The sequence below is a fragment of the Ectothiorhodospira variabilis genome (genome assembly GCF_022227625.1).
GTDB lineage: Bacteria > Pseudomonadota > Gammaproteobacteria > Ectothiorhodospirales > Ectothiorhodospiraceae > Ectothiorhodospira > Ectothiorhodospira haloalkaliphila.
Genome location: NZ_JAJNAO010000001.1, coordinates 344,758 through 358,384 on the forward strand (window position 1 = coordinate 344,758; position 13,627 = coordinate 358,384).

A 13,627-nucleotide genomic window follows, 5' to 3' on the forward strand; every position below is an offset into this window, starting at 1 on the left:
CTCCCGCTGGCGGGAGAGGGGCTTGATCACCTCAATCCGTTCCCGTCCGCAAGACCTCCCCCGCCTCATCAGCCCCATCCCGGAACTGCAGTGCCGCCAGGCGGGCATACAGCCCACCGGCAGCCACCAGCTCATCGTGGGTACCCACCGCCGCGATCGCCCCTTGATCCATCACCACGATCCGATCTGCCTTGCGTACCGTGGCCAGGCGATGGGCGATGATCAACGTGGTGCGGCCCTCCATCAGGCGCTCCAGGGCCTCCTGCACCAGACGCTCGCTCTCCGCGTCCAGGGCGCTGGTAGCCTCGTCCAGCAGCAGCAGGGCCGGATCGCGCAGGATGGCGCGGGCAATGGCGATGCGCTGGCGTTGACCGCCGGAGAGGCGCACCCCCCGCTCACCCAGATGACTGTCAAAGCCCTCTGGCAACTGATCCAGAAACTCGCTGGCATGAGCCGCGTCGGCGGCGGCGCGAATCTCTTCCTGAGTCACATCCTGCATGCCGAAGGCGATGTTCTCCCAGGCATTGGCCCCGAAGATCACCGCATCCTGAGGCACCAGGGCCATGCGTTGACGCAGGTCCGGCGGGTCGGTCTCGCGTACATCCACACCATCGAACCGGATCACACCCGATTCGGGGTCGTAGAACCGCAGCAGCAATTGCAGCACCGTGGACTTGCCCGCGCCGGAGGGCCCCACCAGTGCCACCTTCTCGCCCGGCGCCAGGGTCAGGGAAACACCCGCCAGGGCAGGGGGTTCGGGTCTTGAGGGATAGCGGAATACCACCTGGTCCAGGATCACCTGCCCACGGGGTGGCTGTGGCAGGGCCTTGGGGTGCGGCGGAGGCTTGATGGTGGGCTCGGTGTCCAGAAGCTCCATGAGCCTTTCCGCAGCACCGGCCGCCCGCAGCAACTCGCCGATGACCTCACTCAGGGCGCCCACGGCACCGGCCACCAGCACGGCGTAAAAGACGAAGGCCGCCAGTTGGCCATTGGTCATGCGCCCGGCCAGCACATCGTGCCCCCCCACCCACAGCACCAGGCTGATGGCAGTGAAGATCAGCAGCATCACCACCGCGCTGAGCAGGGCACTCACCTGGGTGCGGCGGATGGCGGCATCAAAGGCCCGCTCCACCTGCCGACCATAACGCACCGCGTCCACGGCTTCGTGGCAGAACGCCTGCACTGTGCGGATGCCGTACAGGGTCTCGTCAATATAGGCGCCGATGTCCGCCACCCGATCCTGAGTCTGGCGCGAGAGCTGACGCACATGGCGCCCCAGGATCCAGATGGGGATGAATACCAGCGGTACCCCCATCATCACCCAAAGGGTGAGTTTGGGGCTGGTGATGAACAGCATGACCAGGCCACCGGCGAACAACAGGGCGTTGCGCATGGCAATGGCGAGGGTGGAGCCCACCACCACCTGTACCAGAGAGGTGTCGGTGGTCAGACGGGAGATCACCTCGCCGGTGCGGGTCATCTCGAAAAACGCCGGATCCAGGCGCAGCACCTTGGCGAACACGGCCCGGCGAAGATCCGCCACCACCCGTTCACCGATCCAGGTGACCAGGTAGAGCCTGAGGGCCACCGACACGGCCATGACCAGTACCACTCCCAGCAACAGGATCAGAGCCAGGTTCAGGGCGTCGGCATTGCCGGCGGTGAGCCCCCGATCGATCACCAGGCGCAGCACGGCACCGAAGGCCAGGACCGCGCCCGAACCCACCACCAGCGCAGTGATGGCGGCGAGCACCCGCCAGCCATGGGGTCGGACAAAATCCAGCAGACGTCCCAGCACGCTCAGATTCAGGCTGGTGGGGCGATCGGTGAGTTCGGTGGAAGCGTGTTCAGACACGGATGGATGATCCCTGAGATGGCGTGAAACAGTTTCATGGTAACGCAGCCCAGCCCTTCACGGGGCCCCTGTGGGAGCGGGCCTTGCCCGCGAAAGTTCCACCCCCCACACATTGGTCACGGCCCCACTCCTTGGTATGGTTTCACCGTCATTCTCCCTCCAAGGAGCCCTCATTGTTCGACTGGCAGGCCCTCGTGGCCAGCGCCACGGCCCTGGGTGTGCTGGGTTTTGCCGTGTACAGCGCCGGACACGCCGTGATCTACAAACGCGACACCCGGGCAGTGATCGCCTGGGTGGGACTGATCATGTTGCTGCCCCTGCTGGGCTCCATCCTCTACTGGCTGCTGGGGGTGAACCGCATTGCCCGCCAGGCAAAGGCCCTGCGGCACGACGGATTGCACCGCCAATCGAGTCCCGTTGACGGCGCCACCCTCGTGCCCGAACGCTGGCGGCGTCTCGCCCGGGCCGGGGACGCCCTCAGCCCCTTCAACCTGCAGTCGGGCCATAGGCTGCAGGCCCTGATCAACGGCGAGCAGGCTTATCCCGCCATGCTCCAGGCCATCGGCGAGGCCCGCGCCGGAGTCTGCCTGTCCACCTACATCTTCGATCATGATCCGGCGGGCGAGGAATTCATCGAGGCACTGGTGGCGGCCGCCGCCAGAGGGGTGGCCGTGCGGGTGCTCATTGATGGGGTCGGCGCCCGCTACAGCCGCCGCAGCGTGGTACGCGAACTGCGTCAGCGGGGGGTGCCGGCCCAGTTGTTCCTGCCCATGCACCTGCCGCGCACCCTGGCCGTGTTCAACCTGCGCAACCACCGCAAGCTGCTGATCGTGGATGGCAGCCTCGGCTTCACCGGCGGCATGAACATCCGCGAGGGGCATCGACGCCGGGCGCCCTATCCCTACGCCATTCAGGATGTCCAGTTCCGGGTGGAGGGCCCCGCCGTGGCGCAGATGCAGACCATCTTCAACGAGGACTGGCACTTCTCCTGCGGCGAGCATCTGACAGATCCTGCTTTCTTTCCCCCACTGGAACCCGTGGGAGAGGCCCTGGTGCGAGGCGTGGTTGACGGACCGGACGAGCACCGGGATCCCCTGCGTCAATTCATGCACACGGCCGTGGGCGAGGCCCGGGAGCGGGTGGTGGTGATGACGCCCTACTTCCTGCCCGATGACGTGCTCATGTCGGCCCTCAATGCCGCCGCGCTGCGCGGCGTGCGCGTGGACATCCTGCTGCCTGCCCGCAACAATCACGTGCTGGTGCACTGGGCTTCCCAGGCCCTGCACTGGCAGTTGCTGGAGCGGGGCTGCCGCATCTGGTTCACGCCGCCCCCCTTCGACCACACCAAGCTCCTGCTGGTGGACTGCCACTGGCTGCTCATGGGCTCGGCCAACTGGGATCCGCGCAGCCTGCGACTCAACTTTGAATTCGACATGGAGTGTTACGACGCCGATCTGGGCCGGGAGTTGAGCGACTGGGTGGACCAGCGCCTGACCGCTGCGAGGCGGTTGACCCTGCAGGAGGCGGATCAACGCTCCCTGCCCATCCGCCTGCGGGATGGCACGGCCCGCCTGCTGACCCCCTATCTGTGATGGGTCTCTATCCCTGATCGGGCAGGAACTCCCCGTGAAAGCCGAACGGCAGATGAAACGGCAGGGTGGCCCGGGCCTGCTCCTCCAGGGTGCGCGCATCCAGGATCAGCAGGCTGCTGGTGCCGGCCGCGGCCTCCAGGATCACGCTCAGCAGCACGCCATCATCCTCGTCATCGGCACCCGGGCGGGGCACGAACACCGGTTCCCCGGGATAGCAGTCGGCCTCGCTCCAGGTCAGATGGGTGCCCTGGCGGACATCCAGTTTGACCAACTCATCGGTCAGCTCACCGGGCACATGGTTGCCCGTGCCGTACACATGGCGATAGTCACGTCCGCTGCAGCGATCGCCATGGATGCGCGGTAATTCCAGGCCGCGCTCGGCGAGGCGGGTGCGGGTTGCACTGCCATCCCGAAGATCCAGGGTGAAGCGCCAGGCCTGCCCGCAGGCCGGTTCCTGCCAGCCTTGGCACAGGGGCTCCAGATAGAGTCGGCGGATGACGCCGTCATCGGGATAGGCGGCCAGGTCCACCTGCAGCCGGCCGGCCTGGTCCTCAAAGGCATTGATGTGGTGGAAGGCAAAACAGGGCTTGCCCACGCACGTGCCCAGGTGGGTGCCGCGGTGCTTGTCGAAGACCTGGAACCGGGTGCCCCTGTCGGGCTCCCAGCGGAAGTTTTCGATGAAGGGCCGCCCCGTGATCTGCATATCCACAGGGCGGATCACCAGGGGGAACTCGCTGAGGATCACATGATGCTCGGTGACCGCGAAGCTGTGCATGTAGGACGGGGTCTTCACTGGCAGGTGCGCGATGATGCGGCGCTGGCGGCTGCCCGCCGGGATGCGGTACAGCAGGTAGTGGCTGGTGAGCGCGAATTGTATGCCGAAGCCATAGAGATCGCCGCCATGGTGATCCGCCACTGGATGCGCGGTGCTCATGTGCAGCGTGGTGTTGTCCTCAAAGGGCAGGATGCCCCGGGTCTCCAGGGTGTCGGCATCGAAGGCCACGGGCAGGGGGGTTTCGGTAAGGCACACGGTCTGCCCCGCCAGGTGGGCGATGCTCACGTTGGCGTTGTCGGTGAGGTTGGGGCGCATCATGCCCCGCAGGCGCTTGAGCAGGGAGCGGTTGGTGTCGGTGGCAAATCCCGAGCCTTCGATGCGTCCGCTGCGTCGGGCCTGCTCCAGGGTGCGGGTGATCAGGTGCCGGTTACGAAACCCCACGCGCCCGTCCCTGAGGATGAAGGCCTGCAGCATGGCCAGGCCATCGAACCAGTGCCGGCAGCGGTAACCGCCCACCTCGAACAGGCCGGGCCCATTGCGCAGCAGCACCCCCTGCAGCCAGTCGGGCAAATGCCCGCGCAGGGGCAGGGTGGCCTGTTCCACTTCCCGGCCCTGGGAGGTGAGGCCCAGGTGATACCCAACCCTTGCTGTCATATCAGCCCTCGCTCCGCGAACGATACCAGTTCATCGCCGACGATGATGTGATCCAGCACGCGTACATCCACCAGGCCCAGGGCGTCGCGCAACCGCTCGGTGATGTTCTGGTCGGCGCGGGACGGCTCGGCAATGCCCGAGGGATGATTGTGGGCCAGGATCAGGGCCGCCGCATTGTGATGCAGGGCCCGGCGCACCACCTCCCTCGGGTGGACGCTGGCCCCGTCAATGGTGCCACGAAACAGCTCCTCGAAGGCCAGCACCCGATGCCGGTTATCCAGGAACACGCAGGCAAACACCTCGAAAGGGTAGTCCCTGAGCCGCGCCGCCAGATAACGACGGGTGTGCTCGGGGCTGGTGATGGCATCGCCCCGCTTGAGGGACTCGGACAGATGCCGGCGCCCCATCTCCAGCACCGCCTGCAGCTGGGCATACTTGGCCTCGCCCAGGCCCCGGGCGCTGCAGAAGTCCTTGATGTCTGCCTGCAGCAGCGGCCGCAGTCCGCCGAACCGGTTGAGCAGATCCCTGGCCAGGTCCACGGCGGTGAGTCCGCTCACGCCGGTGCGCAGGAAAATGGCCAGCAGCTCCGCGTCGGACAGGGCCTCGGGCCCCTGGGCCAGCAGTTTTTCACGGGGCCGCTCGCTGGCGGGCCAGTCGGTGATGCGCATGGTGCAACCTCCTTGTTGTTTGTCTCTCCCGCCCGCCTCCCGTGCGGCGCGGGGCCTTCATCCGTCAGGTCCGACTGTAAACCCGGGGCCTTCAGCCGGCAACGCTCCGATGAAGGGGACGTTCCCGGGCAGCCTGCAGCAGGGCGGCGGCGCGATAGGCCCCGTGCACGAACTTGCTGTAGGGGATCATCAGAAAAAACCCCAGCACAGTGCCCAGGTGCAAGGCCAGCAGCAGACCCATGGCAGGCGTCTCCCGCAGGGCCATGAGGATGAGCCCGGTGGCGGCAGTGGCGAACAGCAGCACCAGCAGGGCGTAGTCGGCGGGCAGGGTCTCGGTGGCGGTGGGTTCCGGATCGGCGCCCCATTTCACCCATACCAGACCCGTGGCGCCCACCATCATGCCTATTCCGCCTACGGTACCCAGCAGGTTGGGCAGGCTGAAGAAGGGGTAGGGGGCCTGCCACTCAAGAAAGTGGTGATAGCCCGCAGCCACGGTGGTGGCCGCCAGGCAGAGCAGAAAGCCATAGAACAGAGCGTGGTGAAAGCGTCGCCGCACCTGACTGAACCGATGATCGCGGTCGTTGCAGCCCCCGCCGCCGCCATCCAGATTGCGCAGGGTGAACAGATCCCGGGCGGCCGCGGGCAGGGCACGCCATACCGGGATGGCCGGCGGCCCCTGGGTGCTGATGTCCCGCCAGTAGCGCATCACGCTCACCATCACCGCCAGCACGGAGAACCCCAAGGTGAGGGCTGCCACCGCGCTCATCACGCCCCAGGGGATGACCTCATAGAACGCCCCTTCGGCCTGGTGGATTGCAAACAGGGTGTCGAAGGGCACCAGCAGCAGGGTGAGCAGGGGGATCAGTAGCGTGGCGCCCAGGCTGACCAGCGTGGTGGCCAGCCCGCTGCGGGCCAGCAGGGCGGCCAGGGGCCGCGGCCAGGCGTAGTGCCTGTAGCTCTGCGTGCGGCGACGGGCCAGGGTGGCGGGCACGTTGATGGCGAATTCATGGGGCGGCGCATACTGGCAGGCATACCAGCAGGCTCGGCAGTTGTGGCAGAGGTTGGCCAGATAATCCAGATCGGCGCCGGTCAGATCCGGCCGGCGTTCCGAGGCGGGGAAGACGTCGCACAGTCCGGTGCAGAAGCTGCACACGTTGCACAATTGCATTACCCGGCGGGGCTCGGCTTCTTTGTCGGGTTCGGATTGTTGCAAGGCTTTCCTCTCCGTCACAGCGGCCACACCACCAGCAGCAGCGGCACCGCGATGGCCACCACGATGATCTCCAGCGGCAGCCCCAGCCGCCAGTAGTCACTGAAACGGAACCCGCCCGGGCCCAGGATCAGGGTGTTGTTCTGATGACCGATGGGGGTGAGGAAGGCGCAGGAGGCGCCGATTGCCACGGCCATCAGGAAGGCATCGGGGCTCACCCCCAGGGCGTTGGCGGTGCCGATGGCAATGGGGCACATCACCGCGGCGGTGGCTGCGTTGTTCATCAGGTCGGACAGGAACATGGTGACCACCAGGATCAGCGCCAAGCCGACAACGGCATGCCCCTGAGCCACATTCTCGATCAGCAGGCGGGCAATCAGGTCGGCCGTGCCGGTGGTTGCCATGGCGCCCGCCACCGGTATCAGGGCCGCCAGCAGCACGATCACCGGCCAGTCGATGGCATGATACACCGCCTGTGGCGGCACGGTGCGCAGGGCCATGGAGGCCAGGACGCCCAGGGCAAAGGCCACGGCCGCCGGCAACAGCCCGAAGGCGGCGCCGCCGATGGCAAACAGCATGATCAGGCTGGCCTCCCAGATCTTGCGCTTGTTGGGGATGCGCAGTTCCCGCTCGGCCAGGGGCACGCAGCCATTGTCCGACGCGAACTCCGAGATGGATTCGGGCGGGCCCTGCATCAGCAAAAGATCCCCGGACTGGAAGGCCATGGAACGCAGTCGTTTCATGGAGCGCTGGCCCTCCCGGGACAGGGCCAGCAGGTTCACCCCATAGCGCGTGCGCAGCAGGATGTCGCTGGCCGAGCGTCCGTTCAGGGGGGAGTTGGGTAGCACAGCCAGTTCCATCAGCACCAGATCGCCGGACTTCGGCGAGGATTCGGTGGCCTCGGCCTCATCGCCGTTTTCCTGCTTGCCGGATTTGTCTGAGTCCTTGTCCCTTGAGGCGGCGGCATTCTCCTTCTCCTTTTCTTCCCCCTTGCCCTTCTCCTCATCCTCCTCCTCCTCATCATCATCCTCTTCGGAGGCTTTATCCTCCTTCTCGGGTTTGACCTCCTCTTCCAGCTTCAGGCCGAGGATGGACAGCACATCCTTGAGGGCTTCGGCCTCGGCTTCGATCATCAGGATGTCGCCGGCATGCACCCGGCGCCCGGGGTTGGCGGCAATGAGGCGCACCTCCCGCTGCACCATGCCGATGATCTGCGCATCCACATCGGCGAGCTCGGCCTCGATCTCCCGCAACCGCAGGCCCGCCGCCTTGCTGTCTTCCAGGACACGCACCTCGGTGACATACGCACCCGACTCGAAACCCTCGATGCCGGCCTGCTTGCGTGCCGGCACCAGTCGCCAGCCCACCAGGGCGACGAACAGCACACCCGCCAGTGCCACGGCCAGGCCGATGGGGGTGAAGTCGAACATGGCAAAGCTGCCCAGCCCGGCTTCGGAGCGAAAGCCGGAGACGATTAGGTTGGGCGGGGTGCCGATCATCGTGGTCATGCCGCCGAGGATGGTGCCGAAGGCCAGTGGCATGAGCACCTGTCCGGGGGTGAGCTCTAGGCGCTGGGACAGATGGATGGCCACCGGCATCAGCAGCGCCATGGCGCCCACGTTGTTCATGAAGGCCGACAGGAAGGCCCCGAGCCCCATCAATGCCATGAGGCTGATCAGGCGCCCGGACTGGGCCGGCATCACGTTGCGCGCCAGCACATCCACCGCGCCCGAGAGCTGCAGCCCACGGCTGAGCACCAGCACGCAGGCCACCGTGATCACCGCCGGATGGCCGAACCCGGCGAACGCCTCGCCCGTGGGCACCAGACCCGCCAGCACACAGGCCAGCAACGCGCCGGCCGCCACCATGTCGTGACGCCAGCGCCCCCACAGGAACATGGCGACCGTCGCGGTCAGGATGGCGAGAATGAGCCACTGATCCTGGGTCATGCATGCCTCGGGAGTCGTGCGGGGCCGTTGTGATCAGGCTGCTTGATTGTTGTCGATTTCCCAGCCAGGGAATACCAGAACAGCAGGATGACAGCGTAGAGCCTTTGCCAATACCTTGGCCCTTTCAACGCCCAGGCTCACGCGGTTGTTCTCGATTGCCGAGAGGGTGGACTGGGGAATGCCGGTCAATTCAGCCAGTTGATTCTGACTTAACGCCTGAAGTTCGCGAATGATACGGACCGATTCACCCACGGTGACTTCCACATTCTTCTTGGCCTTCTGATAATCTTGCATGTCACTTGCTCCTGTAGTCGTGCGGCGTGACTTCAACCACTTTCACCAGGATGTTGTGCTGTTCAATCGTGTAAATGACGCGATACTGTTTGTTCAAGCGGGAAGATCGGAAGCCCTTCCACTCACCTTTCAAGGCCTCATCGTTGAAGCCCCGGATTGCTCGCAACCCATCCGGCCCTGACAGCTGAACAATATCCTTCCATTTTTCATATCGCAGCAGAACCTCTCCCGGTATCTTGCCGAGCTGGCGAGGAACTTTTCGATGCTCGTAGACCTCCCACATACCCATTGTAGTATATATACCAAATATGGTATGTCAAGCTCTTTCGCCGCCATGGGTAGAGGTTCATGATTCGAGGCATTATCTACGACAGATTGATCCTGAAACTCACCTCGCGCTGGTATGCCGAGGTGCTGGAGCGGATACCGGAGGGAGCGGTGCTGCTGGATGTGGGTATCGGCACGGCGGGGGCGCTGCTGGCCAATGCCGGGCGGTTGAGGGACAAGGCGCTGCGCGTGACGGGCATCGACATCGATGCCGACTACGTGGAGCGCGCCCGGCAGCGGCTGCGGGGGTCGCCCGTGGAGGACCGGGTTCAGGTGCGGCTCGAGTCGGTCCATGAGCATCGGGGCGGGCCATACGACGCCGTGTACTTTTCCGCCAGCTTCATGCTCCTGCCCCACCCGGAACAGGCCCTGCGGCATTGCTGCGACCTGCTGAACCCTGGCGGGTGCATCTTCTTCACCCAGACCATCCAGGAACGCCGCTCACGCTGGATGGAAACCTTAAAGCCCTGGCTCCGGCGGCTGACCAGCATCGATTTCGGGCGGGTCACCTACCGGGAAGAGCTGGAGGCCCAGATCCGCGGCGCCGGACTGGAGGTTGAAGCTTTCACGGTGCTGTCCCGACATGGCCATCGAGCCTCCTGCCTCATCATCGCCCGGGCCACCTCAACCCCGTGACGCCGTGTCCCCCGCGATGCGACCGAAGACGGCTCCGATGGTGAGCGCTGCCCCGGCCACGTAGCCGGTGCCCAGGATCGCTGGCGACATGATCATGCCGGCGGCCAGCAGCGTCTGGCAGGTTGGGTCCTGGCTGCGGCGGATGCGGCCCTGGGTGTCCACCCTCAGGCCATGGCCGGTGAAGGTCACGCCGGGCGCCATGGTGTGGGCGAAGTAGGGCGGTTGGGACAGGGGCAGGGCGCAGCGGCTCTTGGGTGGCTCAAGTCCCTGGGTGTGGTGTGTCTCGGGATCATCACCACCGGGAACCCGCGCCTGATGATAGCACTCGACAGTGTTCACCAGATTTTGCGGCGGTATGCCCAGCTGCATGGCCAGGGCCTCCAGGGTGTCGGCCACGACCGGCGCATAAATGGATGTGGGCGCCCGGGCATGACCCCGCGCATCCAGGATCAGATGGGCCCGGGCATCGGGGCGCTCGGCTACCCAGCGGCCCCAGGCCGAATAGCGTCTGGGGGAGATGATCTCGCCCTCGTCCCGAAAGCGATGTCCATGGGTATCCACCACCAGCCCCCAGGGCATGCCGTCCACCCGGGTGACGATGCCGCCGTCCGCATCCGGTGATCGGGCATTCACCGCCACCAGGTGGCAGGCCCCGGGCTGGCCGCTGGGAGCCGCCCCCTGGCGCAGCAGTGACAGCAGCAACTCACCCCGTACATGCGGACTGCCACGAACGATGAAGCCTTGCGCCGCATCGCCCCGCGTGGCGGCCAGGGCCTCCCGGTCGGCCTGGTAGCCGCCGCTGCAGACGATGACGCGCCGGGCCCGTAGCGTCAGCGGTTGATCGTGCTGACGGGCCTGGATTTCATGCACCTCCCGGTCTTCCAGGACGACATCCTCCACCCGCGTGTCCTGGAGGATGTCCACACCCAGGGCCTGGGCGCGGGCGAAAAGGGCATTGATCATGTTGCGCCCACCCCCCAGGAAAAAGGCCGTCTTGCGCGACCAGGGCAGGGTGCCCTGGGCCGGGCGCTCGAAGTGCACACCCTGTGCCTGCAGCCATGCCGGCAAGGTCAGCGAACCTTCGGCCAGGGTGCGTGTGAGCGCGTCATCACAGCACCCCTGGCTGGTCTGGCGCAGGTCCTCGACGAACTCTTCCACCGTATAGCGGCCGGGGAAAAGGGCCGAGGGCGCCTCATGGGCAATGCGCAGATTGCGCGAATGGCGGGAGTTGCCGCCCCGCTGATACGTCGGCGCGCGGTCCACCATCTGCACCGTGGCCCCGTGTTCACGCGCCGAGATGGCGGCACACAGGGCCGCCAGGCCACCACCGATCACGAGGACATCATGGGTGTGTGAGGGCATTGTGGAGGTCGTTGAATGGGGCGTTATCGATATCCGCGGGGGCACGGGACGTGTTGTACAGCATATGGGGGCTGGGGGCGAGGGTCTGCGGGTGCCGGCTCTCGCATCCGGTCGCTCAGGGGCCCCAGATGTTTCTTGAAGACAACCCGTTGATGCGAGGAATGCTTGGTTGATCAGCATATGCCTTGCATATCTCTAATCCGGCTACTACATTGACATATGTAAAGCATATGCTTGGAGGTGCCAAAGATGCGTACCGTGTCAATTTTCAGGAACGGTAAGAATCAGGCAGTTCGCCTGCCCGCCGACATGGCCTATGACGGCATTGGGGAGCTGGAAATCACGAAGGAGGGTGACGTGATCACGCTTCGCCCCGCGCGACCTTCCTGGTCGTCTTTGCATGACCTACCAAAGGCTGACGACGACTTCCTGAAAGATCGGCCCACTGTCGTTGGCGATGAGGGCAGGTTCTATCTGTGACGACCTATATGCTCGATACCTGTATCTGCTCGTTCATCATGCGAGAGCACCCGGCCTCGGTGATCCAGCGGTTGGCGGCTGAAGTTGAGGCGGGGAACCGGATCGTTGTATCTGCCGTGACTTACGCAGAGATGCGTTACGGGCAGATCGGCAGGAAGGCATCAGCCAGACACAGGATGCTGGTGGATGAATTTGTGAAGCGCCTCGATGCAGTGCTGCCATGGGATCGGCAGGCAGTGGACGCCACAGTGGAAGTGATGCGCGAATTGAGCAAGTCAGGTACGCCCATCGGGCCGAACGATACGGCGATCGCAGGGCACGCGATTTCGTCTGCTTGCACGCTGGTCACTAACAACGTGCGTGAATTTGGTCGTGTTCCGGGCCTGGTTCACGAAGACTGGTGCGATTGAGGCAAAGGCGCTGACTGGAATGAAGATCGCTTGATGAGGACATCATGGGTGTGTGAGGGCATTGCGGGCCAGGAGATCAGGGATCTCACGCTTGAAGCGGAAGAAACCGTGGGTGGCATGCGGCCAGGCCAGGTGATCCCATTCGCGGCGTAATGGGATGAGCTGGATTCCATCGACCGACAATGTCGCAGCCACGCGCGCGAGCGCATCGGCCATCGGTCCCACAGGCGCCTCCGGGGTGGCAATCGCCCGAGCATTGGCCTGGTCGCAGGCCCCGCGCAGGTTGTCGGCATCCAGGTGGGGCCATACGCTTGCCGGTTGTTGCAGGGCGCTGCTGGCCCGCTGCGCGGCATCCTCGGCCAGCACCGCGAACCAGCGGGCGGTCGCCTCCCCGAAGGGCCACGGGTCATCGGGATGACCCTGCCGGGCGACGGCGATCCCGCCCACATCGATTCCGGCGGGCAATGCTTCATGACCGCCCAGGTCGTCGCCATGCAGCAAGAGCAATACCCGCTGCCCAGGGGGCAGTGTTGGCGGTGCTGGCAGGGGCGTGGGCGGTGGGGGGGATTCCTCCCGGATCGGTTGGGCTTCGGTGGCCAGGTTGTCGGGCCTGAAGCGATTGTCGGTATAACGGGCAATATTGTCGGCACGGGCCAGGTAGGTCTTGCCCGGAGTCTGGATGCCGGCGACCCATCGCCACCCCAGGGTGTTGGATGCCGGATCGGCATCGCGCAGATGGCGCAGAAAGAACTCGGCCCCGAGCGTCCAGGGCAATCCGAGCGTGAAGATCCAGATGGAGGCAAACCACATGCGCGCATGGTTGTGCAGGTATCCGGTCTGGACCAGCTCGCGAGCCCAGTCATCGAACCCTTCCACCGCGCTACGACCCTCCTGGGCCGCAGTGACCGCCGACCGCAGTCCCGCATCCTGTTCCAGGCGCGCCCGATCCGCCGCGAGTTCCCGCAGGAACGCCCGCCACACCTGCGGACGCATTTGCAACCAGCCCTTCCAGTAGGTGCGCCAGAACACCTCCTGGATGAACTTCTCGGCCCCCTCGGCGCTGTGCTGAGCCAGCACGGCCTGGATCACCTGCCGTTCACTCAGAACACGATGCCGGATATACGGCGAGAGCATCGAGACATTGTCCCGCCGCCCCGGCCCGGCATCCCGATTGCGCTCCGCTGCATAGCGTCGCCCAGCGCCCGGAACGAATGCCTGAAGGCGTTCCAGTGCGGCGGCATGGTTCGGAGGGAAGAGGTCGTTGTCGCGCAGGGTTTCGTGATGGTCAGCCATGGGTGTGTGCGGGCATTGCGTGGGGCACTGAGGGCATGGAAGGAGTCCATTAGCCTCGCACCGGGGGTGTTTCAGCGCAACAGCGGATCCAGGGGGCGCGAGCTTCAGCGGCACAAACTCCC

General features: G+C 65.3%; 13 protein-coding genes. 4 read left to right on the forward strand and 9 right to left on the reverse strand.

Annotated elements, in window-relative coordinates; translation table 11 throughout:
* Positions 1-31 precede the first annotated feature (31 nt).
* Positions 32-1,855 (reverse strand): ABC transporter transmembrane domain-containing protein, encoded by a 1,824-nt coding sequence (locus tag LPW30_RS01565; protein ID WP_238624695.1) that lies wholly within the window; start codon positions 1,853-1,855, stop codon positions 32-34.
* Positions 1,856-2,028: 173 nt separating this feature from the next.
* Between LPW30_RS01565 and LPW30_RS01570 the strand changes: the two genes are divergently transcribed.
* Positions 2,029-3,447 (forward strand): phospholipase D-like domain-containing protein, encoded by a 1,419-nt coding sequence (locus LPW30_RS01570; RefSeq protein WP_239679895.1) that lies wholly within the window; start codon positions 2,029-2,031, stop codon positions 3,445-3,447.
* Between the two features lie 7 nt (positions 3,448-3,454).
* Here the strand turns inward: LPW30_RS01570 and LPW30_RS01575 are convergent, their stop codons facing one another.
* The 6 genes from LPW30_RS01575 to LPW30_RS01600 form a co-directional block, all read right to left on the reverse strand.
* Positions 3,455-4,876 (reverse strand): carotenoid oxygenase family protein, encoded by a 1,422-nt coding sequence (locus tag LPW30_RS01575; RefSeq protein WP_239679896.1) that lies wholly within the window; start codon positions 4,874-4,876, stop codon positions 3,455-3,457.
* On the reverse strand, positions 4,873-5,544 hold the full coding sequence (radC, locus tag LPW30_RS01580; RefSeq protein WP_238624698.1) for a RadC family protein: 672 nt from the start codon (positions 5,542-5,544) through the stop codon (positions 4,873-4,875). Before radC ends, LPW30_RS01575 begins: the two co-directional genes overlap by 4 nt.
* Before the next feature lie 91 nt (positions 5,545-5,635).
* Positions 5,636-6,757, reverse strand: coding sequence for a tricarballylate utilization 4Fe-4S protein TcuB (tcuB, locus tag LPW30_RS01585; protein ID WP_239679897.1), 1,122 nt, complete (start codon positions 6,755-6,757; stop codon positions 5,636-5,638).
* A gap of 14 nt (positions 6,758-6,771) precedes the next feature.
* Positions 6,772-8,703 carry an SLC13 family permease gene (locus LPW30_RS01590; RefSeq protein WP_239679898.1) on the reverse strand — a complete coding sequence of 644 codons (1,932 nt, stop codon included), beginning with the start codon at positions 8,701-8,703 and terminating at the stop codon, positions 6,772-6,774.
* Between the two features lie 33 nt (positions 8,704-8,736).
* The gene (locus tag LPW30_RS01595) at positions 8,737-8,997 is read right to left on the reverse strand and encodes a helix-turn-helix domain-containing protein (RefSeq protein ID WP_025280283.1); all 261 of its coding nucleotides are present in this window, start codon (positions 8,995-8,997) and stop codon (positions 8,737-8,739) included.
* 1 nt (position 8,998) lies between these two features.
* A complete protein-coding gene (locus LPW30_RS01600; protein ID WP_025280284.1) occupies positions 8,999-9,280 on the reverse strand; it encodes a type II toxin-antitoxin system mRNA interferase toxin, RelE/StbE family in 282 nt (93 codons plus the stop codon).
* Between the two features lie 68 nt (positions 9,281-9,348).
* Between LPW30_RS01600 and LPW30_RS01605 the strand changes: the two genes are divergently transcribed.
* Positions 9,349-9,960, forward strand: coding sequence for a class I SAM-dependent methyltransferase (locus LPW30_RS01605; RefSeq protein ID WP_239680006.1), 612 nt, complete (start codon positions 9,349-9,351; stop codon positions 9,958-9,960).
* On the opposite strand, the gene tcuA is transcribed toward LPW30_RS01605, so the two are convergent.
* Positions 9,949-11,322: an FAD-dependent tricarballylate dehydrogenase TcuA gene (tcuA, locus tag LPW30_RS01610; protein ID WP_239679899.1), complete on the reverse strand. Its 1,374-nt coding sequence runs from the start codon at positions 11,320-11,322 to the stop codon at positions 9,949-9,951. The genes LPW30_RS01605 and tcuA overlap by 12 nt on opposite strands.
* Positions 11,323-11,571: 249 nt before the next feature.
* Between tcuA and vapB the strand changes: the two genes are divergently transcribed.
* A complete protein-coding gene (gene vapB / locus LPW30_RS01615) occupies positions 11,572-11,802 on the forward strand; it encodes a type II toxin-antitoxin system VapB family antitoxin (protein ID WP_239679900.1) in 231 nt (76 codons plus the stop codon).
* A complete protein-coding gene (locus tag LPW30_RS01620) occupies positions 11,799-12,212 on the forward strand; it encodes a type II toxin-antitoxin system VapC family toxin (RefSeq protein WP_239679901.1) in 414 nt (137 codons plus the stop codon). Before vapB ends, LPW30_RS01620 begins: the two co-directional genes overlap by 4 nt.
* A gap of 42 nt (positions 12,213-12,254) precedes the next feature.
* On the opposite strand, the gene LPW30_RS01625 is transcribed toward LPW30_RS01620, so the two are convergent.
* Complete coding sequence (locus LPW30_RS01625) at positions 12,255-13,505, reverse strand: FAD-binding domain-containing protein (protein ID WP_239679902.1); 1,251 nt, start codon at positions 13,503-13,505, stop codon at positions 12,255-12,257.
* Between the last annotated feature and the right edge of the window lie 122 nt (positions 13,506-13,627).

Coding starts and splice junctions, on each gene's coding strand:
- LPW30_RS01575 (WP_239679896.1), bottom strand. CDS start 4,876: ATGACAGCAAGGGTTGGGTATCACCTGGGCCTCACCTCCCAGGGCCGG.
- radC (WP_238624698.1), bottom strand. CDS start 5,544: ATGCGCATCACCGACTGGCCCGCCAGCGAGCGGCCCCGTGAAAAACTG.
- LPW30_RS01590 (WP_239679898.1), bottom strand. CDS start 8,703: ATGACCCAGGATCAGTGGCTCATTCTCGCCATCCTGACCGCGACGGTC.
- LPW30_RS01595 (WP_025280283.1), bottom strand. CDS start 8,997: ATGCAAGATTATCAGAAGGCCAAGAAGAATGTGGAAGTCACCGTGGGT.
- LPW30_RS01600 (WP_025280284.1), bottom strand. CDS start 9,280: ATGTGGGAGGTCTACGAGCATCGAAAAGTTCCTCGCCAGCTCGGCAAG.
- tcuA (WP_239679899.1), bottom strand. CDS start 11,322: ATGCCCTCACACACCCATGATGTCCTCGTGATCGGTGGTGGCCTGGCG.
- vapB (WP_239679900.1), top strand. CDS start 11,572: ATGCGTACCGTGTCAATTTTCAGGAACGGTAAGAATCAGGCAGTTCGC.
- LPW30_RS01625 (WP_239679902.1), bottom strand. CDS start 13,505: ATGGCTGACCATCACGAAACCCTGCGCGACAACGACCTCTTCCCTCCG.